23 protein-coding genes are annotated in these 26,123 nt (G+C 74.2%); 13 read left to right on the top strand and 10 right to left on the bottom strand.

Annotated elements, in window-relative coordinates; translation table 11 throughout:
* Position 1: 1 nt before the first annotated feature.
* Both RM445_RS04110 and RM445_RS04115 read right to left on the bottom strand, forming a co-directional pair.
* Positions 2–658, bottom strand: a complete 657-nt coding sequence (locus tag RM445_RS04110; RefSeq protein ID WP_311554633.1) for a putative zinc-binding metallopeptidase — start codon at positions 656–658, stop codon at positions 2–4.
* On the bottom strand, positions 655–1,134 hold the full coding sequence (locus RM445_RS04115) for a zinc-ribbon domain-containing protein (protein ID WP_311554634.1): 480 nt from the start codon (positions 1,132–1,134) through the stop codon (positions 655–657). Before RM445_RS04115 ends, RM445_RS04110 begins: the two co-directional genes overlap by 4 nt.
* Positions 1,135–1,162: 28 nt before the next feature.
* On the opposite strand from RM445_RS04115, the gene guaA reads away from it, so the two are divergent.
* Complete coding sequence (gene guaA, locus RM445_RS04120; protein ID WP_311554635.1) at positions 1,163–2,749, top strand: glutamine-hydrolyzing GMP synthase; 1,587 nt, start codon at positions 1,163–1,165, stop codon at positions 2,747–2,749.
* 114 nt (positions 2,750–2,863) lie between these two features.
* Here guaA and RM445_RS04125 read toward each other — a convergent pair whose 3' ends face one another.
* Together RM445_RS04125 and RM445_RS04130 are read right to left on the bottom strand one after the other, a co-directional pair.
* Positions 2,864–3,181, bottom strand: a complete 318-nt coding sequence (locus RM445_RS04125; RefSeq protein ID WP_311554636.1) for a hypothetical protein — start codon at positions 3,179–3,181, stop codon at positions 2,864–2,866.
* Positions 3,174–4,373 carry a PspC domain-containing protein gene (locus tag RM445_RS04130; protein ID WP_311554637.1) on the bottom strand — a complete coding sequence of 400 codons (1,200 nt, stop codon included), beginning with the start codon at positions 4,371–4,373 and terminating at the stop codon, positions 3,174–3,176. Before RM445_RS04130 ends, RM445_RS04125 begins: the two co-directional genes overlap by 8 nt.
* Before the next feature lie 107 nt (positions 4,374–4,480).
* On the opposite strand from RM445_RS04130, the gene RM445_RS04135 reads away from it, so the two are divergent.
* Together RM445_RS04135 and RM445_RS04140 are read left to right on the top strand one after the other, a co-directional pair.
* A complete protein-coding gene (locus RM445_RS04135; RefSeq protein ID WP_311554638.1) occupies positions 4,481–5,782 on the top strand; it encodes an ATP-binding protein in 1,302 nt (433 codons plus the stop codon).
* The gene (locus RM445_RS04140; RefSeq protein ID WP_311554639.1) at positions 5,779–6,441 is read left to right on the top strand and encodes a response regulator transcription factor; all 663 of its coding nucleotides are present in this window, start codon (positions 5,779–5,781) and stop codon (positions 6,439–6,441) included. The genes RM445_RS04135 and RM445_RS04140 overlap by 4 nt, the downstream gene beginning before the upstream one ends.
* A 13-nt stretch (positions 6,442–6,454) precedes the next feature.
* Here the strand turns inward: RM445_RS04140 and RM445_RS04145 are convergent, their stop codons facing one another.
* The 4 genes from RM445_RS04145 to RM445_RS04160 all read right to left on the bottom strand — a co-directional run bounded on the left by RM445_RS04145 (position 6,455) and on the right by RM445_RS04160 (position 9,829).
* Entirely contained in the window at positions 6,455–8,251 is a 1,797-nt protein-coding gene (locus tag RM445_RS04145; protein ID WP_311554640.1) for a hypothetical protein, read from the bottom strand.
* 138 nt (positions 8,252–8,389) lie between these two features.
* Positions 8,390–9,133, bottom strand: a complete 744-nt coding sequence (locus tag RM445_RS04150) for a PIG-L deacetylase family protein (RefSeq protein WP_311554642.1) — start codon at positions 9,131–9,133, stop codon at positions 8,390–8,392.
* Positions 9,134–9,164: 31 nt separating this feature from the next.
* Positions 9,165–9,485, bottom strand: a complete 321-nt coding sequence (locus tag RM445_RS04155; protein ID WP_311554643.1) for a hypothetical protein — start codon at positions 9,483–9,485, stop codon at positions 9,165–9,167.
* A gap of 44 nt (positions 9,486–9,529) precedes the next feature.
* A complete protein-coding gene (locus RM445_RS04160) occupies positions 9,530–9,829 on the bottom strand; it encodes a chorismate mutase (RefSeq protein ID WP_311554645.1) in 300 nt (99 codons plus the stop codon).
* A 208-nt stretch (positions 9,830–10,037) separates the two neighbouring features.
* Between RM445_RS04160 and pcrA the strand changes: the two genes are divergently transcribed.
* Together pcrA and RM445_RS04170 are read left to right on the top strand one after the other, a co-directional pair.
* Entirely contained in the window at positions 10,038–12,452 is a 2,415-nt protein-coding gene (pcrA, locus tag RM445_RS04165; RefSeq protein ID WP_311554646.1) for a DNA helicase PcrA, read from the top strand.
* A gap of 54 nt (positions 12,453–12,506) precedes the next feature.
* Positions 12,507–13,655 carry a cytochrome P450 family protein gene (locus tag RM445_RS04170; protein ID WP_311554648.1) on the top strand — a complete coding sequence of 383 codons (1,149 nt, stop codon included), beginning with the start codon at positions 12,507–12,509 and terminating at the stop codon, positions 13,653–13,655.
* Here the strand turns inward: RM445_RS04170 and RM445_RS04175 are convergent.
* The gene (locus tag RM445_RS04175; protein WP_311554651.1) at positions 13,652–14,443 is read right to left on the bottom strand and encodes a M23 family metallopeptidase; all 792 of its coding nucleotides are present in this window, start codon (positions 14,441–14,443) and stop codon (positions 13,652–13,654) included. The two genes, RM445_RS04170 and RM445_RS04175, sit on opposite strands and share 4 nt — an antisense overlap.
* A gap of 405 nt (positions 14,444–14,848) precedes the next feature.
* Here RM445_RS04175 and sucC point away from each other — a divergent pair, with 405 nt between their 5' ends.
* The 8 genes from sucC to RM445_RS04215 all read left to right on the top strand — a co-directional run bounded on the left by sucC (position 14,849) and on the right by RM445_RS04215 (position 24,609).
* Positions 14,849–16,036, top strand: coding sequence for an ADP-forming succinate--CoA ligase subunit beta (gene sucC, locus RM445_RS04180; RefSeq protein ID WP_311554652.1), 1,188 nt, complete (start codon positions 14,849–14,851; stop codon positions 16,034–16,036).
* A 2-nt stretch (positions 16,037–16,038) separates the two neighbouring features.
* Positions 16,039–16,926 (top strand): succinate--CoA ligase subunit alpha, encoded by an 888-nt coding sequence (gene sucD / locus RM445_RS04185; RefSeq protein WP_311554653.1) that lies wholly within the window; start codon positions 16,039–16,041, stop codon positions 16,924–16,926.
* A 104-nt stretch (positions 16,927–17,030) separates the two neighbouring features.
* Complete coding sequence (locus tag RM445_RS04190; RefSeq protein WP_311554654.1) at positions 17,031–17,990, top strand: DUF5336 domain-containing protein; 960 nt, start codon at positions 17,031–17,033, stop codon at positions 17,988–17,990.
* A gap of 88 nt (positions 17,991–18,078) precedes the next feature.
* Positions 18,079–19,716, top strand: a complete 1,638-nt coding sequence (locus tag RM445_RS04195) for a cell division protein PerM (RefSeq protein ID WP_311554655.1) — start codon at positions 18,079–18,081, stop codon at positions 19,714–19,716.
* 203 nt (positions 19,717–19,919) lie between these two features.
* Positions 19,920–20,537 carry a phosphoribosylglycinamide formyltransferase gene (gene purN / locus RM445_RS04200; RefSeq protein WP_311554912.1) on the top strand — a complete coding sequence of 206 codons (618 nt, stop codon included), beginning with the start codon at positions 19,920–19,922 and terminating at the stop codon, positions 20,535–20,537.
* The gene (gene purH, locus RM445_RS04205; protein ID WP_311554656.1) at positions 20,534–22,123 is read left to right on the top strand and encodes a bifunctional phosphoribosylaminoimidazolecarboxamide formyltransferase/IMP cyclohydrolase; all 1,590 of its coding nucleotides are present in this window, start codon (positions 20,534–20,536) and stop codon (positions 22,121–22,123) included. The genes purN and purH overlap by 4 nt, the downstream gene beginning before the upstream one ends.
* A 108-nt stretch (positions 22,124–22,231) precedes the next feature.
* The gene (locus RM445_RS04210; protein WP_397469220.1) at positions 22,232–23,008 is read left to right on the top strand and encodes a serine/threonine-protein kinase; all 777 of its coding nucleotides are present in this window, start codon (positions 22,232–22,234) and stop codon (positions 23,006–23,008) included.
* On the top strand, positions 23,005–24,609 hold the full coding sequence (locus RM445_RS04215; protein WP_311554657.1) for a DNA polymerase Y family protein: 1,605 nt from the start codon (positions 23,005–23,007) through the stop codon (positions 24,607–24,609). Before RM445_RS04210 ends, RM445_RS04215 begins: the two co-directional genes overlap by 4 nt.
* Positions 24,610–24,619: 10 nt before the next feature.
* Here RM445_RS04215 and RM445_RS04220 read toward each other — a convergent pair whose 3' ends face one another.
* Positions 24,620–26,092, bottom strand: coding sequence for a M28 family metallopeptidase (locus tag RM445_RS04220; protein WP_311554658.1), 1,473 nt, complete (start codon positions 26,090–26,092; stop codon positions 24,620–24,622).
* Positions 26,093–26,123: the final 31 nt, after the last annotated feature.

A 26,123-nucleotide genomic window follows, 5' to 3' on the forward strand; every position in this document is an offset into this window, starting at 1 on the left:
CTCACGCGCTCGCCGCGGCGACCGCCTCGTCCGGTGTCCGGTACGGGATGCGCGCCTGCACGAGGTCGTGCACGAACCGCAGCTTCCCGAGCACCTTCGGGGCCAGGACGAACGGGTAGAGGTCGTGCGCGCCCATGCTGCGGTTCACCGCGTTGAGGGCGTAGGTCAGCGGCAGCCAGGTCTCGACGATCTCGTCGAAGGTCGCGGGCCGTTCGCTGGGCACCGCCTCCAACGGCGCGGCCGCCGGCGCCTTGGCGTCCGGGCCCTCGACCACCAGGCCGTAGGCCGCCGCCGTCTGTTCGGTGTCGCGGATGTGCAGGTAGTGGGCGAACGACTCGGCCCAGTCCTCCCACGGGTGGGCCGTGGCGTAGGTCGAGACGTACTCCTGCTCCCACCCGGCAGGCGGCTCGCCCCCGTAGTGCTGCTGCAGGGCGTCGGCGTAGTTCACGGACTCGTCGCCGAACAGGGCACGGAACGCGTCGGTGTTGCCCGGGCGGTCGACCAGCACCTCCCAGTACCAGTGGCCCGTCTCGTGGCGAAGGTGCCCGAGCATCGTGCGGTAGGGCTCGGCGAGGCGGATCCGGAGCTGCTCGCGGTAGCCGTCGTCGCCCTCGGCCAGGTCGATGGTCACCAGCCCGGAGGCGTGCCCGATGGTCACGTTCTCGTGCGCGCTGGAGAGCAGGTCGAAGGCCAGGCCGCCCCGGGGATCCCCCCATTCGCAGCGTCCCGGCCGACGACCGGCAGATCGAGGTCGTCGAGCTGGTAGAGCAGCCGGCGCTTGGCGGCCTCGGTGCGCGCGAACGTGGCCAGTGCGGCGGTGTCCCCGTCCGCCGGCCGGGTGCGGGTGAGCGCGCAGCAGTCGCACAGCGGCCGGTCGGGCGTCGTGAGCCAGTTGCACGCGGCGATGCCGGCGTTCACGCACCGGACCAGTCCGCCGTCGGTCCGCCCGTCGCGCAGCACGAGCATCCCGCGGTCCGCCCGCGAGTACCCGAGGTCGGAGTCGCTGACCAGGCAGCGGGTGCCCTCGAAGGGGACGAGGGAGGAACAGTCGGGGCAGGTGAACGCGCGCACGTCGCCTGGTACCCGGTCCCGTTGGGCGGGAACACGGACGTGGGCCGGAGCGGGGAAGGTCACGGGGAAGTCGCTGACTACCCTGGGCGGGGTGCAACCGCCCACCGTCCTCGTCGTCGACTACGGGGCGCAGTACGCCCAGCTGATCGCCCGCCGGGTGCGGGAGGCGCAGGTCTACTCCGAGATCGTGCCCGGCGACACCCCCGTCGACGAGATCCTCGCCCGTGAGCCTGCGGCGCTGATCCTTTCCGGCGGGCCGTCGAGCGTCTACGAGCCGGGAGCACCGTCCGTCGACCCCCGGCTCTTCACCTCGGGCGTGCCGGTGCTCGGGCTCTGCTACGGCTTCCAGGCGATGGCCCAGGCCCTCGGTGGCGAGGTCGTCCCGGACGGAACGCGCGAGTACGGCCGCACCGAGCTGACCGTCGCCGACGACGCCGGGTCCCTGCACGAGGGCCTGCCGGCCCGGCACCCGGTGTGGATGAGCCACGGCGACTCGGTCGTCCGCGCGCCGGAGGGCTTCACGGTGACGGCGGCGTCGGAGCGGGCGGCCGTCGCGGCGTTCGAGGACCGTGGGCGGCGGCTCGCGGGCGTGCAGTACCACCCGGAGGTCGGGCACTCCCCGCACGGCCAGCAGGTGCTGCGCCGCTTCCTGCACGACGTCGCCGGGGTCGCCCCGGGCTGGACGATCTCCTCGATCATCGAGGAGACGGTCGCGGCGATCCGCGAGCAGGTCGGTGACGGGCGGGCGATCTGCGGCCTGTCCGGGGGCGTCGACTCCGCGGTCGCGGCCGCGCTCGTCCAACGGGCGATCGGCAACCGGCTGACGTGCGTGTTCGTCGACCACGGGCTGCTGCGCGCCGGTGAGCGCGAGCAGGTGGAGAAGGACTTCGTCGCCGCCACGGGCGCGAAGCTGCACACCTCGGACGCCCGCGAGCGCTTCCTCAAGGCGCTGGCCGGCGTGACCGACCCCGAGACCAAGCGCAAGACGATCGGCCGGGAGTTCATCCGAGTGTTCGAGGCGGCCACGGCCGAGGTCCTCACCGCTGTGTCGGATGGCGGCTCCGCCGAGGCTCCGCCGGGCGAGCACGTCGGCTTCCTGGTCCAGGGGACGCTGTACCCGGACGTCGTCGAGTCCGGCGGGGGATCCGGCACCGCCACGATCAAGAGCCACCACAACGTCGGCGGGCTGCCCGACGACATCGAGTTCGCGCTCGTCGAGCCGCTGCGCGCGCTGTTCAAGGACGAGGTGCGCAAGGTCGGCGCCGAGCTGGGCCTGCCCGACGAGATCGTGTACCGCCAGCCCTTCCCCGGCCCGGGCCTCGGGATCCGGATCATCGGCGAGGTCACCGCGGACCGGCTCGAGACCCTCCGCGCCGCCGACGCGATCGCCCGCGAGGAGCTGACCTACGCCGGGCTGGACCGCGAGATCTGGCAGTGCCCGGTGGTGCTGCTGGCCGACGTGCGCAGCGTCGGTGTGCAGGGCGACGGCCGCACCTACGGACATCCGATCGTGCTGCGTCCGGTCAGCTCCGAGGACGCGATGACCGCCGACTGGACGCGCCTGCCGTACGACGTGCTGGAGCGGATCTCGACGCGGATCACGAACGAGGTGGCGGAGGTCAACCGGGTGGTGCTGGACGTCACCAGCAAGCCGCCAGGCACCATCGAGTGGGAGTAGCCGGCGGCGCGACGTCGACATGACGGAGCGAACGCGGCGTTCGGTAAGTCAGACTTACCCAACGCCGCGTTCGCTCACCTCGAGGCCGGCTCCCCAACCGACCTCGCGAGCCGGTCAGCCGTCCCCGCGCCGTCCCCCCGAACGGCCGCGCAGGTTGCCGACCAGCAGTACCAGACCGACCACGGCCGCCCCGCCCGCGAGCAGCCACCGCGGGTCGAACCCGCTGAGGTCGGGCAGTTCGCCGACGAAGGCGAACACCGCCATGACCAGGGTCGCCAGACCGACGATCAGGGTGAGCGGGTCGGGCCCCCGGCGCCGGGGACGTGCCGGCTCCTCCGTCGTGATCACGTCGCCGATGGCGCTGTCCATCTCCGTGCCCCTTTCCCGGCCGATCTCCTCGTCATCCCTGGCCCCGCTCACCGGCTCAGCCACGGTGCACCTCCACCGACCCGACGCCCGCGTGCACGTCGAGCACGATCGGCCGTCCGGAGGCGATGCCGTCGGCACCCAGGTCGTTCACGCTGAGCTTGGCGCCGGGGCCGTCGTTCTCCTGGTCGTCGAACTCCACCGAGCCCAGGCCGGACTCGCCGGTGAAGCGGACGTCCGCGTCGCGCGGCACCCAGATCTCCACGGAGCCCAACCCGGCGTCGATCGAGGTCGCGACCGGTGTCACGGGCGCTCCCGCCGGCACGGTCAGGTCCATCTGGCGCAGGTCCAGCTCGATCGAGCCGACGTCGTTGCGGTACTGCGGCGCGAGCGCGGCCGGAGTCGTCGGCGCGAGCTGCAGTTCCTGCGGCGGTCCGGCGGCGATGCGGTCCAGCGGCGCGGCGAGCGCGCCCCAGGTCAGCGCCCCGACCAGGAGGGCGACCGGGATGAGACCGCGGCCCGAGCGGGTGAACGCCCCCACGACGAGGCCGCCGCCGAGCACCGAGAGCAGCACTCCGAACAGCACGGGCAGGTCGGTCAGGCCGCCCGCGGCGAGCAGCACGAGTGCGGTCACCCCGCCGGCGAGCAGCGCGACGGCCAGCGTCACCGGGGTCACCCGCGAGCGGCGCGGTGGTGCGGCTGCAGGCACGGGGCCGGGCTCGGGCAGGTCCCAGGCGAAGGGGGCGGCGCCGAGCGGGTCCCAGGCCGGCGGGGTCACGCCGGCGTTCTGCGGGCTCCCGTCGGCCGCGGTCGGCGTGGTCGGTGCCTCCGGTGTGGGTGCAGGCCTGCCGGGCCCGGCGATTCCCCGGCCGCTGCGGCTGCGGTGCAGCAGGAACAGCAGGGCGGCGACCGCCGCGAGCGGCAGGAGGACGCCGCCGTGCGAGTGCGACACCCCACCGAGGCCGGCCACTGCCGCGACACCGAGCAGGATCAGCAGCCATGGCTTCAGTCGGCGGCGGCCCGACGAGATCGCGGGACCGGGCTCGTCGGGAAGGAGCACCCAGCCGGCGATGTAGAGCGCCGCGCCGATGCCGTAGAAAGCCGCGACGACGAAGCCCACCCGGACGAGCACGGGATCGATGTCGTAGCGGCGTGCGATGGCCGCGGCGACGCCGGCGATCTGCCGGCCTTCCCGAGGCCGGGCGGGGCGGGTGTCCCACATCTCCCGCAGCGTGCTGTGCACGTCCGAACCGTTCATGGCTCCCAGGCTGGCCCGGCCCGCCGCCCCCGACATCAGGGGACACCCTGAGAAATCGGCGCGGCGACCCCGATGGCAGGCCCCCGGGTCCGTGTGACGATGAGAGCGTGACCAGCCCTGTTCCCACCTCCGCGGCACGGGTGGCGGTGCCACCGCCCGCGGGAGCACTGCACCGCCGCCGGTCCGGCCGGCTGGTGGCGGGCGTGGCCGGCGGCGTCGCCGACCACCTCGGCGTGAAGGTGCTGTGGGTGCGCGCGGCGTTCGTCGCGCTGATGGCCGTGAGCGGCGCCGGGGTGCTCGCCTACGGGCTGCTCTGGATCTTCGTCCGGCAGGAGTCGGCCACCGTCGAGCGCACGGTGTCGGGGCGGGAGCGCCAGCAGGCGCTCGGGCTCGCCGCGCTCGGGCTGGGCGTCGGCCTCGCCGCCTCCGCACTGGGCAACTCGGCGATCGGCTGGGTCGTCGGGCCGCTGGGCGTCGCGATCGCCGGTGCCGCCGTCGTTTGGCGGGAGGCCGACGAGGCCCAGCGCCGCCGGTGGGCCGGTGCGGGCGCGCGCACGGGGTGGCGGGCGGCGCTGCTGCGCGTGGTCGCCGGCGCGCTGTTCGTGGCCGCCGGGATCGCGGTGTTCCTGCTGGGCAACCTCGACATGGGGCAGGTCCAGTTCGGGCTGCTCGCGGTGCTCGCCACGCTCGTCGGCGTCGCGGTGATCACCGTGCCGTGGTGGGTGCGGCTGGTGCGCGACCTCGGGGAGGAGCGCCGCGAACGCATCCGCGAGACCGAGCGTGCGGAGATCGCGGCGCACCTGCACGACTCCGTCCTGCAGACCCTCGCGCTGATCCAGCGTCAGTCCGACTCGCCGCGCGAGGTGGCGAGGCTGGCCCGCGGGCAGGAGCGCGAGCTGCGGACCTGGCTCTACGGGCCCGGCGGCTACCGGCGCCCGGGGGCGTCGACCCCGGCCGACGCCGGTCTGACCGAGGCGCTCGCCGCCGCGGCCGCCGAGGTCGAGGACACGTACGCGTTGACGGTGCGCCCCGTCGTCGTCGGCGGGGACCGGGCGCTGGACGACGACCTGCGCGCGCTCGTGCTGGCCAGCCGCGAGGCGATGGTGAACGCGGCCAAGCACGCCGGGGTGGACGAGGTGAGCGTGTACGCCGAGGTCGAGCCGGACGAGGTGAACGTCTTCGTCCGCGACCGCGGTGCCGGGTTCGAGCCCGACGCCGTCCCCGACGACCGGCACGGCCTGGCCGACTCGGTACGCGGCAGGATGACGCGGCACGGCGGGACGGTCCGGTTGCGCACGCAGCCGGGCGACGGCACCGAGGTGCATCTGCGGATGCCGGTCGCCACCCTCCCGGTCGAGGACGCCGCGGTCGAGGTGGCCGCGGTGGAGGAGAAGGAGCACGCACCATGACGGAGCCGGCCCCGGTGAGGGTGTTCCTCGTCGACGACCACGCCCTGTTCCGCTCGGGTGTGCGCGCCGAGCTGGACCGCAGCGTCCCCGACGTGACGGTGGTCGGCGAGGCCGGCTCGGTCGCCGAGGCCGTCGCCGGGATCGCGCACCTGCGCCCGGACGTCGTGCTGCTCGACGTCCACATGCCCGACGGCGGCGGCGCCGAGGTGTTGCGCAAGGTCCGCCCGGCGCTCCCGGACGTCGTGTTCCTGGCCCTCAGCGTCTCCGACGCGGCCGAAGACGTGATCGCGGTGATCCGCGCGGGGGCCCGGGGGTACGTCACCAAGACGATCTCGGGCCGGGAACTCGCCGACGCGGTCCGGCGCGTCCGCGCGGGCGACCCGGTGTTCTCACCCCGGCTCGCCGGTTTCGTGCTCGACGCGTTCTCCGACCGCCCCGGCGCCGCCCCGCCCACGGATCCCGAGCTGGACCTCCTGACGCGGCGGGAGCGCGACGTCCTGCGGCTGCTCGCCCGTGGCTACTCCTACCGCGAGATCGCGGGCGAGCTGTTCATCTCGGTGAAGACGGTGGAGACGCACGTCTCGAGCGTGCTGCGCAAGACGCAGCTGTCGAACCGGTACGAGCTGTCGCGCTGGGCGTCGGACCGCCGGCTCGTCTGAGAGCGCGTGAGGCTCAGCGGCCCGGCAGTCCGCCGATGACGGAGGACACCGCGTTGCTGAGGCCGCCACCGTCGGACCCGGACGTGCTCGACGGCTCGGACCCGTCGGACTCGTTGCTGCGTGAGGAGTCGCGACCGCTGTCCTGATCCTCGGTGCGCTCCTGCGCGCCGCCGTCGCTCCGGACGTCGTCCGTCTGTGCACCGTCGGTGTCGGGACGCGCGGGCTGGACGATCCTCAGCGGGAGCGTGGGGGAGTCGACCGACGGGCCGGGCTCGTCCGCCGGCTGGACGATCCGGAGCGGTGTCGTGGGGGAGTCGTCCGCCACGAGCGGCGTGCGGGCCTCGCCCGCGACCGGGAGCCGCATGGTGGGGAGGTCGGTCGCCCGGAGCGCGGACGGTGCCACGGCGTCGGTGGCGGCCCCGATGGTTCCGGTCGCGCCTTCGACGACGGAGCCTGTGGCAGCGGTCGCGTCGTGCAGCGCGGAGGTGGCGCCGTCGGTCGTGGACTGCACCATCGGGATCGCCTGCGTCGGCAGCGTCGACACGTCGCCCTGCGGCAGCCCGGTGGCACCGACCTGCGTCGCGACCGGTTCGGCGAGCTCCTGCAGGGGCTGCACGAGCGGACCCACGGCGGCGAGACCGGGTCCCGCTGCGTCCAGGACCTGCCCCACGGCCGGCTGCGCCGCGGCCAGTACCGGTCCGGTGGCGGGCGCCGCCGCGGCCAGGATCGGCCGAGACGCCGGCGCCACGGCGTCGACGACCGGAGTCGCGACCTGCAGAACGGGGTCGAGGAGCGGTGCGGCAGCCCGCACGAGCGGCGCGGCTACCGAGTTGACGATCGGTGCTGCGGTTTCCGCGACGGGCTCCACGATGCCCCCCACCCCGGCCACGGCGGGTGCGACCGCCGCCGCGACCGGGGTGACGACCGGACCGAGGACCTGGGTCACCGGCTTGACGGTCTGCGTGACACCGCCGATGACCGGGGCGACGCCATTGACGATCGGCGTGACGGTCTGCGTCACCCCACCGACGACCGGACCGAGGGCCTCGGTGACCGGCGTGACGGTTTCGGCGACACCGGTGACGATCGGGGCGACGGCCTCGGTGACCGGAGCGGCCGGCGGCGTCAGCCCGCCCACCGGAGGGAGCCCGGTCACGGGATTCCCGGAAGCCGGGGCGGAGGCCTGGGCCGGCACCGCTGCGCGTGCGACCGGGGCCGAGGCCGGTAGGACGGCGGGTCCGGCCACGGTCCTCGGGGCGGCCCTGGGTGCGGGGCTCCGGGTGAACGGCAGGTAGTAGTTGACCGCCCGCACCAGCCCGGCACCCGACACGACGTGGCGCCCGTTCACCGAGCCGTACGCGGTGCCCGGGGTCCGCAGCGTGCCCTGGCCCTGGAACTGTCCGGTCCCGTCGTCGCCCTGCGGGACGGGGAGGGCGCCGCCGACCCCCGCGGCAGCCAACAGCGCCGCGCCGAGAACGGACCCGGCGACGACGAGGCCACCGGCGCCCAGGGCCGTCTTGCACGCCTCGCCGCGGCGGTGGGGCGCCGGGACGGCGGCCGGGTCGTCGTCCTGCACGGGCCTCGGGGACGGAGCCCTGCGGGCCTCGGGCACCGCCACGACCGGGGCGGGGGCGAACGGGTCCGGCCCGACCTCCGGGCGACCCTCCCGCCGCAGCAGGTCGCCGATGAGCAACGGCGTCGCTCCGGTCGCGATGCTGTCCGCCGTGGCCGGCACGGGGCCGAGCCGCCGGCACAGCTCGGCGACGCTCACCGGCTCATCGGTCCGTCCGTCGCCCCTCGTGGCTGCCACTGCGCCGACCCCTCCCGCGTTCCGCCGATCTGAACACCGGATGTGTACAGCACGACACGGAGAGCGAGAAACTTCTTGCCGACCGCTTGTCGCGGCCACTACGGAAGTGTGACGCCGTTCACCTTCGATCACCGACCGTCAATCGATCGACACAATCTGGAACGCCTCGCCGAAGCGCCCGGCGGTCAGTCCGAAGCGGTGGGCCCACGTACCGCCCAGGCTGCGGATTCGTTGGTCGAGGTCCGGTAGGTGGGCGGTCTGGCTGGCGTGCGCGCGAAGTGCCGCGACTTTGCGCCCAACGGTGTCGGTGATGTCGACGACGTGGTCGATGCGCTCGTCGGGCGCAGCCATGAGCCAGAGCTCGCTGACGGCCCACGGTTCCAGGCCCTCGTCGGCGAGCAGCTCCGGATGGGCGAACGGGTTGCGCGCGTCGGGGTAGACGGCGGCGATAGCGGCATCACCGGTCGCGCGGTGGTCCGGGTGCGAGGCGGGGAGGCGACGCCACCAGATCTCCGGCGACTGGGTCAGGACCCGCTGAGGACGGAAGCGGCGGATCTCCCGGCTGATGTCGCGGCGCAGCCCAAGGGTCGGGGTCAGGCGGCCGTCGGAGTAGCCGAGGAACCGCACGTCGGAGACGCCGACCTCCTTGGCGGCGGCCCGCTGCTCGGCCTCCCGCAAGGGGCCCATCTCGTCGCGCGGTGTCGCGTCGAAGCCCCCGGCGTCGCCGGAGGTGCAGATGCAGTACGCGACCTCGATGCCGTCGGCGGTCCACGTCGCGACCGTTCCTGCGGCGCCGAAGTCGACGTCGTCGGGGTGCGCGGTGACCACGAGCACGCGGGTGACGTCGGTCCGGACGCGGACCGACCGCAGAGGTGTCGACACGCAGGCACCCTACGTGCGCACTCCGCGCGGATCAGATCTCGCCGCGGAACCGGTTCCGCGTGCCGTCCAGCGCCCGCTTGGCGGCCACTCCGCCACCAGCTGCGAGGATTGCGCCGAGCAGGTCGACGGGCACCGAGCCGCCGAGCGTCAGCAGCAGACCGATCGCCGCGACAGCCGTGGTGCCGACCGCGGTCCCGCGACGCTCCTTGACGAACACCGCCGTGCTCTCCCCGGAGATGCCCCGCTTGCGGGCAGCCGAGCTGAGCATGGCGAGATACCCGGCGTTGCCCAGTGCCACGAGCAGCCCCAGCAGGGCGATCAACCCTGCGACGATCCCGACAAGCGCTCCCATGTCTCCCAGACTGCCACGGCCGGCACCGGGACCGCGTAAAGCTTTCAGCGTCCTCCCAGGCGCCCACGGCCCAGCCGCAGCAGGAGCATCCCGAGCTCACGACCTTCGGCACCCAGTTCCCGGAACCGCGCCAGCACGGCCATCTCCCGGTTGTAGACGATCCGCGGCCCGCCGGCCGCCATGCGGGCGGCTCCGATGAGGCGCGAGACCTCGCTCCGCCGTTTCACCAGCCGGAGGATCTCCGCGTCGAGGTGGTCGATCTCCACCCGAAGCTCGGCGATCTCCTCGGCGGCCGGGATTCGTACCGGAGCCGCCTCGACCGTCTCGTCACTGGTCACGCTCATGATCTCCTCCTGGTGTCCGGAGCTTCACCGGCCCGGACACGACGACGCCCCGGGGTCCGATGGACTCCGGGGCGTCGTGGGTCTGATGTGCTCAGGCGGCGACGGGAACCGGTGTCCGGTGCCCGTAGAAAAATCGCCGAGTGTGTCGCACGTCGGCAGTGTGCCACACGCAAGGACTGTCGGGGAACGGGCGTACCGTCACCGTTCGATGAGCGCGCTGTTCGAACTCCCCGCCACCGGGTCGGATGTCAGGCCCTCCGTCACACCCCGCACCGCCCGCGGCGCGGCTCTGCTGGAGGGGCTGAACCCGCGCCAGGTGGAGGCCGTCGTGCACGCCGGCTCGCCGCTGCTGATCGTCGCGGGGGCGGGGTCGGGCAAGACGCGCGTGCTCACCCACCGCATCGGCTGGCTCCTCGCCGAGCGGCACGTGCACCCCGGCGAGATCATGTCGATCACCTTCACCAATAAGGCCGCGGCCGAGATGAAGGAGCGGGTCGACGCTCTGGTGGGTCGCCGGTCGATGGCGATGTGGGTGTCCACGTTCCACTCGATGTGCGTGCGGATCCTGCGCCGCGAGGCCAAGCACCTCGGCATGCGCAGCCAGTTCTCCGTCTACGACGCCGACGACACCCGCCGGCTTGTCGGCCTCGTCGCCCGCGACCTCGAGCTCGACCCCAAGAAGTTCGCCGCACGCGGGCTGGCCGCGCAGATCTCGAACCTCAAGAACGAGCTGCTGGGCCCGGACGACGCCGTCGAGCGCGCGACGAACGAGTTCGAGCGGAAGGTCGCCGAGGTCTACGGCCTCTACCAGGCGCGGCTGCGCTCGGCGAACGCCTTCGACTTCGACGACCTGATCATGGAGACGGTCGCGCTGCTGCAGCGGCTGCCTGCCGTCGCGGAGTACTACCGCCGCCGGTTCCGGCACGTGCTCGTCGACGAGTACCAGGACACGAACCACGCGCAGTACGTGCTGGTCCGCGAGCTGGTCGCGCCCGCGTACGCCGGCGCCGAGCCCGGCGAGCTGTGCGTGGTCGGCGACGCCGACCAGTCGATCTACGCCTTCCGCGGCGCGAGCATCCGCAACATCACCGAGTTCGAGCGCGACTTCCCGAACGCGCGCACCGTGCTGCTGGAGCAGAACTACCGCTCCACCCAGACGATCCTCTCGGCCGCGAACGCTGTCATCGCCCGCAACACGGACCGCCGCGACAAGCGCCTGTGGACGTCCGCGGGCGACGGGCCGAAGGTGATCGGCTACGTCGCGGACAACGAGCACGACGAGGCCGCGTTCGTCGCGGGCGAGATCGACCGGCTGGTCGACAACAGCGAGATCCGTAACTGCGACGTCGCGATCTTCTACCGGACGAACGCCCAGTCGCGGGTGTTCGAAGACGTGTTCCTGCGCGTCGGGCTGCCGTACCGGGTCGTCGGCGGGGTCCGCTTCTACGAGCGCCGGGAGATCCGCGACGCACTGGCCTACCTGCGGGTGCTGTCGAACCCGGACGACACCGTCAGCCTGCGGCGCATCCTCAATGTGCCCCGGCGCGGGATCGGCGAGCGGGCGGAGGAACTGGTCGCGCAGTACGCCGATCGCGAGCGGATCTCCTTCGCCGCCGCGCTGCGGGTCGCGGCCGAGCAGCCCGAGCGGATGGGGGCGCTGGCCACGCGCTCGCAGCGGTGCATCGCCGGCTTCGTCCGGCTGCTCGACGGCCTGCGCGAGCTCGTCGACCAGGGGGAGGGGACGGCCGAGCTGCTCGAGGCGGTCTACGCCCGCACCGGCTACACCGCCGAGCTGGAGGCGAGCGACGACCCACAGGACGCCTCCCGGGCGGAGAACCTCGCCGAGCTGGTCACGGTCGCCCGCGAGTTCGCGGGCGACGCGGCGGTCGCGGACCTCGCCGTCGACGAGGCGCTGGAGAACGCTGGTCTGGAGAACGCCGCGCTCGCGCCCGCGGACGACGCCACGGGGGAGCCCGAGCCCGGGTCGCTCGCGGCGTTCCTCGAGCGGGTCGCGCTGGTGGCCGACGCCGACTCGATCCCGGACGACGACGAGGGCATGGTCACGCTGATGACCCTGCACACGGCCAAGGGCCTGGAGTTCCCGGTCGTCTTCCTGACGGGCCTGGAGGACGGGGTGTTCCCGCACCTGCGCGCCATGTCGGATCCGGCGGAGCTGGCCGAGGAGCGCCGGCTCGCGTACGTCGGGATCACCAGGGCCCGTGAGCGGCTCTACCTGTCCCGTGCGCTGATGCGCTCGTCCTTCGGGCAGCCGAACGCGAACCCGGCGTCGCGGTTCCTCGACGAGGTACCGGCGACGTTGGTCGACTGGAAGCGGTCCGAGCCGGAGCGCGCCGCGCCGGTGGGCCGGTTCGGGTTCGGCCGGCGGTCCGGCAGCGTCGGATCTCTTGGGCCAGATCGCGGCAGCTGGAAGGTGCCCGAGCGGACGCTGACGCCGTCGCTGCACCTCGAGGTGGGCGACCGGGTGAACCACGACAAGTACGGCCTCGGCACGGTCGTGGCGTCCGACGGGGTCGGGGCGCGGGCGACGGTGACGATCGACTTCGGCAGCGCGGGAACCGTGCGGCTGATGCTGATCGGCGGGGTGCCGCTCACCAAGCTGTAGGTCCCGGGCCGGTTCCGGCCGGGAACTGGCCGGAATGCGCCATACGGTCGGGGCATGACGGACCCGGCTGCCGCTCTCGCTCCGTTCGCCCCGGTGGACCGGGGCGTCGACGAGCCCGATCCCGCCCGCGCCCCGCTCCGCGCGGCCGGGCCGGTGGTCCGGGTCGAGGCTCCGGCCGGAGGGTCGGTGTGGATCGTCACCGACGAGGCCGTCGCCCGTGCGGCGCTCGTCGACCCCCGCATCACCAAGGATCCGGCCTGGGCGCCGCCTGCGTGGGATCCCCCCGTGGCCGGGCTCGAACCGCCGGCCGCGGCCGTGCCGTCGCTGACCACCCTGGACGGCCCGGCTCACGCCGCGTTGCGCCAGGCACATGCGCCGTTGTTCACGGCGCGCCGGCTGCGGGCGCACTACGGATTCATGACGGAACTGGCCATCGGAATGCTGTCGGCGGTGGCGGGCGAGGATCCGGTCGATCTCGCGGCGGACTTCACCGCGCGCTACCCGGTTGCCGTGCTGCTCGAGCTGCTCGGCATCCCGGCCGACCGCGTCGACGACGCGCTGGGCGCGTGCCGGGCGATGTTCACCGGTCCCGAGGGGCCCGGGCGCGCGATGGCGACCTTCGCCGACCTGGCCGCCGCGGGCCTCACGGACGGCCGCAGCGGGTTCGCGGCGGAGCTGCGCGACCGGGTTCCCGCGGAGATCACCCGCGACCAGCTGCACTACCTGCTGTTCGGGCTGATCTTCCCGGGGCAGATCACCACCGACCCCGCGCTCGGGTTCGTGCTCGCCGACGTCCTCGACGACGGCCGGGCGGACGCCGATCTCGACGACCTCGTGCGGGAGACGCTGCGGCACCACCCGCCTGCGCCGCTCACCCTCTGGCGGTTCACCGTCGAGGAGGTCGAGCTCGCCGGAGTGCGTCTGCCCCCGCGCGCGCCCGTGCTCGTCGACATCCTCGGTACGGGCACCGATCCGCACCGGGAGACCGGGCCGGATCTGACCTTCGGGGCGGGTCCCCACTACTGCCTCGGAGCCCAGCTGGCGTCCCTGGAGCTGCGGGCGGTGGCCGAGGTGGTCCGCACCGAGTTCCCGTACGCGCGGCTGGCCGTGCCCCGAGCCGCGCTGCGGCAGGTGAGCCACGGCGGCATCGGGGGGAGCCGGCTCGCCGCGCTACCCGTCGTCCTGGGGCGGAGGAAGACCTAGAGCTGGATGCCGTGGCGGGCCAGCCACGTGACCGGGTTGAGCTTGGTGCCGTCCGGCGCCCACACCTCGAGGTGCAGGTGCGGACCGGTGGAGAAGCCGCGGTTGCCGATGTCCGCGATGTGCTCGCCCGCGCGCACCGGCTGCCCCACTGTCACGTAGCTGCGGTTGACGTGCCCGTAGACGGTGCGCTCGCCGTCGGGGTGGCGGACGACCACCCACATCCCGAAGCCCGACGCGGGGCCGGACTCTGTCACGACGCCGTCGGTCAGTGCGTAGATCGGGGTTCCGATGGCGTTGGCGATGTCGACGCCGTAGTGGGTCACGCCCCAACGAGCGCCGAACACCGAGGTCAGGCGGCCGACGGCCGGCCGGACGAACGCCTCGCCGTCGATGACCTTGGCCTCCGGCGCCCCGTCGGACAGGGCCGAACGCAGGACCGCAGTGCGCTTCGCGATCTCCTGACCGATGTCGGCGGCCTTCGTGAGGTTTCGGACGTCGACCTCGGATCGCGGGTCGAGATGTCCGGTCGGCCCGAAGTTCCCGTCCAGCGACCCCACCCGCAGCGCTCCCTGCGGGAGTTGCTCCGCCCCGATGGCGTCGGTCCCCAGCGCGTCCGTTCCACCCGCATCGGTGCTCGTGTCCGCGACCGGGAGCAGGGCGGCGACCGGGACCACGTCCGGACCGGTGAGGGCGGTCATCATGGTCTGCCCGGCCGCCACCACGGCACCCGCGGCCGCTGCGGCCAGGGTGATGCGCCCGCGCAGGGATGCGCTGGGCGGGGGCGGCAACCGGTGCGAGCCGGTCGGCTGCGATGGGCGCAGCTCTCCGGGCTCGGGTCGGGCGCCGCTCGGAGAGCGGTGGCGCGCCAAGACCTGCCCTTCTCGAGGCAAGGCTGCGACGGGGACATGGGCGGGGAACCCTCGGCGCCGTTCGGGGCAGGCACCGTTGTCTCCGTCACGGCTCGTGACACGGACGACACGACGGTAGCGCCCGGTGAGAATGTCAGGCAAACGGGGGGTCGACACGTCGCCTGCTGCACCGTTCGGGTGGCTGACAGGGGCCCTCGCCGTGGGCCGTCTCACGGGTGACGACGGTCACCGGACCAGGTCAGAACGGGTGCGATCGGCGTCGCTAGGGTCGGTCCAACGCGCGCGCACGCCGGAGTGGGCAGTCGAAGTGGGGCAGGAGAGCCAGTGGACCTCTACGAGTACCAGGCGAAGGATCTGTTCGCCGCACACGGAGTTCCGGTGTTGCCGGGTCGAACCGTGGAGACGCCGGAGGAGGCTGCTGCGGCGGCCCGTGAGCTGGGCGGCACGGTGGTGGTGAAGGCCCAGGTGAAGACCGGTGGCCGGGGTAAGGCCGGTGGGGTGAAGCTGGCGACCTCGCCGGAGGAGACCCAGGAGAAGGCTGCGGCCATCCTGGGGATGGACATCAAGGGCCACACCGTCCACCGGGTGTTGGTCACCGAGGCGTCCGACATCGCGGAGGAGTACTACTTCTCGTTCCTGCTCGACCGGAGCAACCGCACCTTCCTGGCGATGTGCTCGGCCGATGGCGGCATGGAGATCGAGCAGCTCGCCGTGGAGCGGCCCGAGGCGCTGGCCCGGATCCCGATCGACGCGATCGCCGGGGTGGACCGGGCGAAGGCCGCCGAGATCGTCGCCGCGGGGCGGATCCCCGAGATCGTGGCGGACCAGGCCGCGGACGTGATCGTGAAGCTGTGGGAGACCTTCGTGGCGGAGGACGCCACGCTGGTCGAGGTGAACCCGCTGGTCCGTGACCCGCAGGACAAGGTCGTCGCGCTGGACGGGAAGGTCACCCTCGACGCCAACGCCGACTTCCGCCACCCCGGGCACGCCGACCTGGTCGACGAGCGCACCGAGAACCCGCTGGAAGCCAAGGCCAAGGCGAAGAACCTGAACTATGTGAAGCTCGACGACGGGCAGGTCGGGATCATCGGCAACGGCGCCGGACTGGTCATGTCGACCCTGGACGTCGTCGCCTACGCCGGGGAGCGCCACGGCGGGGTGAAGCCGGCGAACTTCCTCGACATCGGCGGCGGGGCGTCGGCGAAGGTGATGGCCGACGGGCTGGATGTGATCCTCGGCGATCCGGACGTGAAGAGCGTGTTCGTCAACGTGTTCGGTGGGATCACCGCGTGCGACGCGGTCGCGAACGGGATCGTCGAGGCGCTGAAGATCCTCGGTGATTCGGCGAGCAAGCCGCTGGTCGTGCGGCTCGACGGCAACAACGTGGTCGAGGGTCGCCGGATTCTGGACGAGGCGAACCACCCGCTGGTCACGCAGGTGGACACGATGGACAACGCGGCCGACAAGGCTGCTGAGCTCGCAGCCGCGGGTATCTCTGGGGCGGGGGCCTGATCATGTCGATCTTTTTGAACGAGCACAGCCGGGTCATCGTGCAGGGCCTGACCGGCGCCGAGGGCACCAAGCACGCCACGAAGATGTTGGCGGCGGGGACGAACATCGTCGGCGGGGTGAACGCCCGCAAGGCCGGCACCTCCGTCTCGATCGGCGGCCGCGACCTGAGCGTGTTCGGGTCGGTGGAGGAGGCGATGAAGGAGACCGGCGCGGACGTCAGCGTCGTCTTCGTGCCGCCCGCCTTCGCCAAGGCCGCCGTGGTCGAGGCGATCGACGCCGCGATCGGCCTGGCGGTGGTGATCACCGAGGGGATCCCGGTGCACGACGCGGCGTGGTTCTGGGCGCACGCGGTCGCGTCGGGTAACCGGACGCGAATCATCGGGCCGAACTGCCCGGGCATCATCTCCCCGGGCAAGTCGAATGCGGGGATCATCCCGGCCGACATCGCCGGCCCGGGGAAGATCGGGTTGGTGTCGAAGTCGGGCACCCTGACCTACCAGATGATGTACGAGCTGCGCGAGATCGGGTTCTCCACCGCGATCGGCATCGGCGGCGACCCGATCATCGGCACCACCCACATCGACGCGCTCGAGGCGTTCGAGGCCGACCCGGAGACCGCGGCGATCGTGATGATCGGGGAGATCGGCGGCGACGCCGAGGAACGGGCCGCGGAGTTCGTCAAGGCCAACGTGTCGAAGCCGGTGGTGGGTTACGTGGCCGGGTTCACCGCCCCCGAGGGCAAGACCATGGGCCATGCCGGGGCGATCGTGTCCGGCTCGGCGGGCACCGCCCAGGCCAAACAGGACGCACTCGAAGCCGCCGGGGTCCGGGTCGGGAAGACCCCGAGTGAGACCGCGGCACTGATGCGCGAGATCGTGGCGTCCCTGTAGCGGTCGCTGCGGCGACGGGCGGGAAACTTCACCCGCCCGTCGCTCGTTGCCCGTCGGGAACGACCGCGACGAACAACCCGCGAAGGCCGCGGGGAGGGAGCGAGATGACCCGGAACGCCGAGACGCCGGAGACCCCCGACCCGGATGCGCCCGCGTCGCCGACCGAGAGTGCGCGGAAGGGGCAGCCCGGTCCGGTCGCCGAGCTCGGGCTCGTCGCCGCCGGTCTCGGCTTCGTGATCTACCTGGTCACCTTCGTCGCGACCGTCGGAGGCGGATCGTCGTCGCCGGTCGTACCGCTCCTGCTCGGCGGCGGCCTGCTCGCGGGGTCGGTCGCGCTGCCGACGGTGGGAGGTCGGGTGCTCGCACCCGCCGCCGTCGTCACCACCACCGGTGCGCTGCTCCTGCTGCGCTCGGTGGTCGGCGACGGGGGGAGCGCACTCGTCGTCGGCGCACTGGTGCTGGCCCTCCTCGAGGCCGCAGCGGCGATCGGCGCCACCCTGATGCAGGCCGGCGTGGTGCGGTCGCGGCCGCCGAAGGCGCGCAAGGCGGCCGAGGCGACGCCGTTCGCCGGTCACCCGGGCGGCCCGCAGTTCCCCGGGCAGCAGTATCCGGGCCAGCCGTTCCCCGGCACCTATCCCGGGGCCGCCCCTCCCGCGCCGAACCCCGGCGACCAGTGGACGGGCGAGCACGCCTACGCGCAGAACGCCCAGTACGGAGCGCGCTACGGCGTGCCCGGCTACCCGCCGCCCCCGCCGTACGGCCCTGCCGGATACGACTCTGCCGGCTACGACCCGGCCCTGCACCACTCGGAGGCCCCCACGGTCGCAGTCGGCGCCGGGACCGCCGGTGAGGCCGCCTCGCCGCCGCGAGGGACGCGCCCCGTCACCGAGCCCGTTCCCGGTACCGCGGAGCCCGGGTCCGGATACCGGTCCGCGGTGGAACCGGGTACCGGCGCCTTCCCGGGGTCGGGCACGGGCGCGCACCGGGCGGTGCCGGACCCGGGCGCGGAGTCGGACAGCGAGCACACCCGGACCATCCCGGCCGTGCCGGACGACAAGCGCTGACCGCTGCGTCGGCGTCGAGCCGACCTGACACCCGGCCCGTCGGCGTGCCTGCCACGCCGTGGCGACCGTCGCTGCGACGCTGGACGCCGTGAGCCGCTCCCTCGCACCCCCCACCGACCTCCCGGCAGCCGATTCCGGCTCCGCACAGCCCGACAGCGTCGTCCGGTTGCGGGTCCTCTGTTCCGCCGCGACGGGCACGGTGCTGGCGAGTTACACCCTGCTCGTGCCGGCCGCCGCGGCCGTGGGCTGGACCGCGGGCGACGGACTGTCGTTCGATGGAGCCTTCGCGGCGGCCATCCCGCTCTGGCTGGCCGCGCACCAGATCCCGCTCGTGCTGTCGGGCCAGCCGTTCAGCGTGCTGCCGTTGCTGCCCACGGCGGTGCTGTTCGCCGTCGTCGCGCTGGGCGCCGGGTGGGCGCTGCGGCGCCTCGGCGGCCGGCTCCGGCACGACGGCGGGCCGGTCCTGGTCGGGATCGCGGGCGCACACGCCGCGGTCGCCGTGCTCGGCAGCGCGCTGCTGCCCCGGGCGGCCGAGGTGGCCGCGCAGCCGTGGGCGGCGATGGTCGGCGCCGGCCTGCTCGCGGGTTCCGCGGCCCTGACCGGAATGTTGCGCTCCTGCGGTCTGCCGCCCGAGTGGCGGACGGGTCCGGCGTGGTTGCGGGTCGGGATGCGGGGCGGTGCGCTCGCGCTGGCCGGTCTCACCGCCGTGGCGTCGGTGCTGCTGGTGGTGGGACTGGTCACCGCTGCGCCCCGGATGGTGACGGCCTACCGCGCGCTCGCACCGACGTTCGGCGACGGCCTCGGCGTCACCCTGCTCGGGTTGGCCTACCTGCCCAACGCCGCGGTCGGGGCGCTCAGCTGGGCAGTCGGCGCGGGGTTCTCCGTGGGGACGGCGACCATGTCGCCCTTCGACGCGAGGCCGGGCGTGCCGTCGTCGTTCCCGCTGCTGGCGGCCCTGCCGACGGGCGTGCCACCGGTGTGGGCGCCCGCGGTGCTCGCCCTGCCCGTGATCGTGGGCCTGCTCGTCGGGCTGTCGGTCCGGCGGGCGCTGCCGGTGCCTGCAGACCGGATCCGCGCGACGGTCGTCGCCGGGCTGGTCGCGGCGTCGGGCGCCACGCTGCTCGCCCTGCTGGCCGGTGGCCGGCTCGCCGCCGGCCCGTACGACCCGGTGCGCTTCCCTCCGGAGCTGGTGGCTCCCGCGACGCTGCTCTGGATCGGGGGCGTGGCGGCGGTCGTCGCGATCCTGCGGCGCCCGGACGAGAACCCGGAGTACGCCGAGGTGGTCGACGAGGGTGTCCGACCGCCCGCGGAGGAGTCGGCCGAGTCGGCCGCGGAACACGCCGAGGACGAGGTCGAGGCCGAGGTCGAGGCCGAGGTCGAGGACGAGGTCGAGGCCGAGGAGGAGGCCGACGAGAGCGCCGAGCCGGTGGACGACGACGAGGTGGACACGCCCGCAGTGGACGACCTCGACGACGAAGACGACGACACCGACGACACCGACGACACCGACGACACCGACGCGGAACGCGACGCCCCGCCCGTCGAGGCGGTCGACGTCGACGCAGCGCCCGCTGCGGCCGTCGCTCCGCCGCGCCGGAAGGTGTTCCGCCGCCGGGCCGGCCGGGTTGCCGAACCGCCCGCCCCGAAGCGCCCCCGCACCGTGGCCGACCTCGTCGCGGAGCGGGCCGCGGCAGAGCGCGCGGCCCGCGAGGACGACGCGCGGTAGGACACCCCGGGCGGCGAGTTGCGCATCTGTCCTCGGCGACTTGCGCGTTCCGGTACGCCGAGTTGCGCGTCTCGGTGCTCATGCGGCAGGGCGGACGGCCGGGAGCGGGGTGACCCCGCCCTCAACCTAGGCTGTGGGCAGTCCCCGCACGTCGCCGTCAGACCGAGGAGCCGCGCGTGCCGCAGCCGAGCAGCACCTATCGGGTGCAGCTGCCCGTACCGGCGCGGGTCGTGGTGCTGGTGTCCGGCTCCGGGACCCTGCTCCAGGCGCTGCTGGACGCCGCCGCCGAGCCCGGTTACCCGGCCGAGGTCGTCGCGGTCGGGGCTGACCGCGCCGGGATCGAGGGCCTGGCCCGCGCCGAACGCGCCGGGGTTCCGACCTTCGTCGAGCCGGTCCCAGCGCACCCCGACCGGGCGGCATGGAACGCCGCGGTCACCGAGGCGGTCGTCGCGTATCAGCCCGACCTCGTCGTCAGTGCCGGCTTCATGAAGATCCTCGGAGCGGACTTCCTCAAGGAGATCGGCTGCCCGATGGTCAACACGCATCCGGCGCTGCTGCCCGCCTTCCCCGGCGCCCATCCCGTCGCCGACACCCTCGCCTACGGCGTGAAGGTCACCGGAGCCACGGTGCACCTGGTCGACGACGGTGTCGACACCGGTCCGGTGCTGGCCCAGGCCGCCGTCGAGGTGCACCCCGGCGACACGGCGGACACGCTGCACGAACGCATCAAGATCGAGGAGCGGCGGTTGCTCGTGGGCACCGTCGCCGCGCTGGCCCGCGACGGCGCCAGCGTGAGCGGACGAGAGGTGACGATCCCGTGAGCGAGCGTGCGAGCGAACCGTCGGCGCGAGCTGACGAGCGGCGTCCGGTGCGCCGGGCACTGGTGAGCGTCTACGACAAGGCAGGGCTCACGGAACTGGCCGAGGGGCTGCACAAGCTCGGTGTGGAGATCGTCTCCACCGGCTCGACGGCGCAGCGGATCGCGGACGCCGGCGTCCCGGTCACCCCCGTCGAGGAGCTGACGGGCTTCCCCGAGTGCCTCGACGGCCGCGTCAAGACCCTGCACCCGAAGGTCCACGCCGGGCTGCTCGCCGACACCCGCCGTCCCGAGCACCTCGCGCAGCTCGACGAGCTCGGCGTCGCCCCGTTCGAGCTGCTCGTGGCGAACCTCTACCCGTTCACCGAGACGGTGGCCTCCGGTGCGGCGCCCGACGAGTGCGTCGAGCAGATCGACATCGGCGGCCCGGCTATGGTGCGCGCGAGTGCCAAGAACCACGACAGCGCGGCCGTGGTGGTCGACCCCACCCGCTACGGATGGGTGCTCGAGCAGGTCGAGGCCGGCGGGTTCACCCTCGCCGACCGCCGCCGGCTCGCCGCGGCGGCCTTCCGGCACACCGCCACCTACGACGTCGCCGTCGCCTCCTGGATGGGCAACGTGCTGGCGCCCGAGGGCGACGGCCCGTTCCCGGCCTGGGTCGGCGCCACGTGGGAGCGGGCCTCGACGCTGCGCTACGGCGAGAACCCGCACCAGGCCGCCGCGCTGTACACCGCGGGCAGGGGCGGGCTGGCCGGCGCGGAGCAGTTGCACGGCAAGGAGATGTCGTACAACAACTACGTCGATGCCGACGCCGCGTGGCGGGCGGCGCACGACCACGGCGACCTCACCTGCGTGGCGGTCATCAAGCACACCAACCCGTGCGGGATCGCGGTCGGCGCGGACGTCGCCGAGGCGCACCGCAAGGCGCACGCGACGGACCCGGTGAGCGCGTTCGGCGGCGTGATCGCGACGAACCGCGAGGTCGGCGCGGCGATGGCCGAGCAGGTGGCCGAGGTCTTCACCGAGGTGGTGCTGGCGCCGTCCTACGCGCCTGAGGCGCTGGAGATCCTCACCAGGAAGAAGAACGTCCGGCTGCTGCGCCTGTCCGACGGGGGAGCGCGGGGCGGGGCCGAGATGCGGCCGATCTCCGGTGGCCTGCTCCTGCAGCAGCGCGACCTGGTCGACGCCCCCGGCGACTCCCCCGCCTCGTGGACGCTGGCCACGGGCGATCCCGTTCCGGACGACGTCCTGGCCGACCTCGCCTTCGCCTGGCGGGCCTGCCGGGCCGTGAAGTCGAACGCGATCCTGCTGGCGTCGGACGGGGCGGCCGTCGGCATCGGGATGGGGCAGGTCAACCGGGTCGACTCGGCGCGCCTCGCGGTGGCGCGGGCCGGCGACCGGGCTCGCGGTTCGGTGGCCGCCTCCGACGCGTTCTTCCCGTTCCCCGACGGGCTCGAGGTGCTGCTGGAGGCCGGGGTACGGGCGGTCGTCCAGCCGGGCGGCTCGGTGCGCGACAACCTGGTCGTCGAGGCCGCGGCCGCCGCGGGCGTGGCGATGTACCTGACGGGGACGCGCCACTTCGCCCACTGAGCCTCGGAGCGTGCTCCGGGGTTGAGCCGGAGCCTCGCCCTCGCTACGATTCGAACATCAGTTCGAACGGTCGTCTCCCCACGACTGCGGTGGCCGGGAGGCGTGCGCGTGGGCGAGGGAGCGGCGGCAACCGGCTCGGTTGTCGGCGGGGAGGCCGACACCGCGCACCGGTTGGCGACGGCCCGGGGGCTGCTGCGGCGCCTGGAAGACCGGGCGGCGGGGCCGCGTCCGGCTGCCGAGCCGGGAGCGGACGGCCGGGTGCTCCCGGTGGGTGCGCCACTGGCCACATTGCTTCCGGGCGGCGGGTTGCGCCGGGGCACGACGGTGGCGGTCACGGGAACGGTGGGGGCCACCTCGCTGGTGCTCGCACTGCTCGCCGAGGCCTCGGACGGTGGCGCCTGGGCCGGAGTGATCGGTCGCCCGGACCTCGGACTCGTGGCCGCGGCCGAGGCCGGGGTCGCGCTCGAGCGCCTGGCGCTGGTCCCGTATCCCGGGGCGGACCTGGTGGCGGTCACCGCGGCTCTGCTGGACGGGCTGGATCTCGTGGTCGTGGCGGGTCGGGTGCTGCACAGCAGCGACCGCGCGCGTCTGGCCGCCCGGGCCCGGCAGCGCGGTGCGGTGCTGCTGCCGCTGGGCCCGTGGCCGGGGGCGGACCTCGAGCTGACCTGCGAGCAGGGCGGATGGCGGGGCGTGGGCGCCGGGAGCGGCGACGTCGGGCGGTTGCGCACGCGGCGGGTGTGCGTGCGGCTGCGTGGGCGCGGTGTCGCTCCTGCGGGCCGTAGCGCCCGGCTGCTCCTCCCCGGGGTCGCGGGCCGGCTCGCGGTCGACGTCGAGGGCGACGCCTCGGCGGTCGACCGGCCGATCGCGGACCGGGAGGCGGGATGACCGTGCCCGTGCGGGTGCTCGCGCTCTGGTCGCCGGACTGGCCGGTCACCGCCGCGGCGCGGGCCGCGCACCTCACTCCGGACCGGCCTGCCGCCGTGGTCGTCGCGAACCGGGTGCTCGCCTGCTCGGCCGTCGCCCGCGCCGCCGGGGTGCGGCGCGGGCTGCGGAGGCGCGAGGCCCAGGCTCGGTGCCCCGAGCTCGTCGTGCTGGCCCGCGACGCCGACCGCGACGCCCGGATGTTCGAGCCGGTCGTCGAGGCCGTCGAGGAGCTGGCGCCGGGAGTGGAGGTGATCCGGCCGGGCTTGCTGGCGTTGCCCGTCCAGGGCCCGGCGGGGTACTTCGGGGGCGAGCTCGCGGCTGCGGAGCGGCTCGTGGACCAGGTGGCGGGTCGCGCCGGGGTGGAGTGCCAGGCGGGGATCGCGGAGGGGCTGTTCGCCGCGGTGCTCGCCGCCCGGCGCGGCGTGGCCGTCGCGCCGGGCGACACTCCTGCCTTCCTCGCCCCGCTGGAGGTGGAGGAGCTGGACCGCGAGCCGGAGGTGGACCGGTCCGAGCTGGTCGGGCTGCTGAGCCGGCTCGGGTTGCGGAGTCTGGGAGCGTTCGGTGCGCTGGCGGCCGGCGACGTGGCGTCGCGGTTCGGGGCGGACGCCGTGCTCGCGCACCGGCTGGCGCGCGGCCTGGACCCGCGGCCGCCGGTCCGCCGGTGGCCCCCCGCGGAGCTGGCCGTCGAGCTGGAGCTGGACCCGCCGGTGGACAGGGTGGACGCCGCAGCCTTCGCCGCCCGGACGCTGGCGCAGCGGCTGCACGGGGTGCTGGCGGCGCACGGGTTGTCGTGCACGCGCCTGGGGGTCGGGGCGCGCACGACGTCGGGGGAGGAACTGCACCGCGTCTGGCGGTGCGCCGAGCCGCTCACGCCGTCCGGCACCGCGGACCGCGTCCGCTGGCAGCTCGACTCCTGGCTCGTCCGGGGCGGACGCGGAGCCGTCGACAGGCTGCAGCTGGTGCCCGAGGAGACGGTCGGTGCGGGCGCGCTGCAACTGGGTCTGTGGGGCGACGTCGGAGAGGCGGACGAGCGGGCGGGCCGTGCGTTGGTGCGCGTGCAGGCGCTGCTCGGGCCGGAGGCGGTGGTCACCGCGGTGCTCACCGGTGGCCGGGAGCCCGCGGAGCGGGTCCGGCTGGTGCCCTGGGGGGACGACCGCGACGAGGCCGCGAGCCGGGTCCCGGCGGCGTCGGGCGGTGAGGCCGGCCGCGCATCAGGGTCGCCGGTGCGGGAGCCACCGCCGCCCTGGCCCGGCCGGCTGCCCGCGCCCTCGCCCGCCGTCGTCCCCCCGGACCCGCTGCCTGCCGACCTGTGCGACGCCGCCGGGGATCCCGTGCACCTCGCCACCCCTGACCTGCTCACCGCGGCACCGCGGACGCTCGCCGTCGACGGCGGCCCGCCCCGGGACGTGCACGGCTGGGCCGGGCCGTGGCCGGTCGCGCAGCGGTGGTGGGCACCGGACGGCATGGCGGGCAGCAGGCTGCAGGTGCTCCGCGCGGACGGCGCCGCGTTCCTGCTGTTCGCGCGCGCCGGCCGCTGGGAGGTCGCCGGTGTCTACGACTGAGCAGTGTCCGTCACGCCGGGATGCCGTCGGTGGAGAGCGCGAAGCGGCCGATCGTGCCCGCCACGGCGTCGGTGTTGCGGTCCAGCGCCGTCCGGTCGATCCCGTCGATGCGGTCGCAGGCCTGGTGGTAGCAGCGGTCGTACGGCTGGCCGGCCGTGCCGCCCCAGCGCTGCGCCTGCTCCGGGGTCTTGATCTCCTCGGCTCCGGTGAACAGCCCGCCCGCCGGGATCCCGGCGGCGATGAACGGGCCGTAGTCCGAGCGGCCGTCGAAATCGGTGCCCTCGCCGGTCACGCCCGTCGTCGCGAGCCGCTCGAGGAGCACGCGCTCGACGGTCGCCGACCCCTCCGGTCCGGGCCCGGCCCCCTCGTTGTCCGAGTTGTCGCCGTCGTAGGCGAGGTAGCCGGCGTTCGGCGAGCCCACCATGTCCAGGTTGAGGTACAGCGAGATCTTCTGGCGGTCGGCGTCCGAGAGCCCGGCGACGTACTGCGTCGAGCCGATCAGTCCCTCCTCCTCGGCGCCCCAGAACGCGAACCGCACCGCGTTCGCCACCGCGGGAGCACCGCCGAGCCGCACGGCCGTCTCCAGCAGGGCCGCGGTGCCCGAGCCGTTGTCGTTGATCCCCGGCCCCGCCTGCACCGAGTCCAGGTGCGCGCCGGCCATCACCACGTTGTCCGGGTTGCCGGTCGTGGTCTGGGCGACGACGTTGCGGCTCGTCCGGTCCTCGATCGTCGTCGCCAGCACGAGGTTCACCGCGACGCCCGCCCGTCCGGCGAGTGCGTCGCCGTCGGCCTTGCTCAGGCCCACGGTCGGGAGCACGTTGGCGACGTCGCCGAGGGTGGCCTGGTCCAGCGGGCCGTCCTGGTTGTTGGCCACGAGCACCGCGGCCGCCCGCGCTGCGCCGGCGTTCGCCGACTTGACCCCGAACGGACACCCTCCCCGCCGCGCCAGCACCACGGCGCCCGCCGGGACGTTCGCGAAGTCGGCGGCCTCGCAACCCGAGGTCTCGTCCTGGGTCAGCACGGCCAGCGGCGCGGTGATGCCGCCCGCCGGAGTGGCGGGGGAGAAGCTGAGCACGGACGACGCGGTCAGCGCGCCGTCCACCGTGAGACGGACCTCCTGCGCCGAGAACGACCGTGCAGGGAACTCGGGCGTCTCCACGGTGTAGCCCGCGTCGCGCAGTGTCCGCGCGACGTACTCCACGCTCGCGTCGTAGCCGGGCGTGGCCAGCGCCCGGTTGCCGCTGTTGGCGTCGGCGATGCGCTGCAGCTCTTCCAGGTGGCGGAACGCTCCGTCGCCGGTCACCTCGGCGACCAGCCGGTCCGGGAGCGTGGCGTCCGGGGTCGGTGCCGCCGTCGCGGTGGGCGCCGGGGTCGCCGGTGTGGGAGGCGGCGGGGATGACGGCGCAGAGCAGGCCATGGCCAGGCCGACGGCGCTCAGCGCCAGTACCCGGAGCGGCGTGGCGCGCAGGGAGAGAGGGCGCATGCCGGGAGCCTACGGAGGTGTCCCGGACTCG

This window comes from Pseudonocardia charpentierae, from assembly GCF_031845345.1.
In the GTDB taxonomy this organism is placed as follows: domain Bacteria; phylum Actinomycetota; class Actinomycetes; order Mycobacteriales; family Pseudonocardiaceae; genus Pseudonocardia; species Pseudonocardia charpentierae.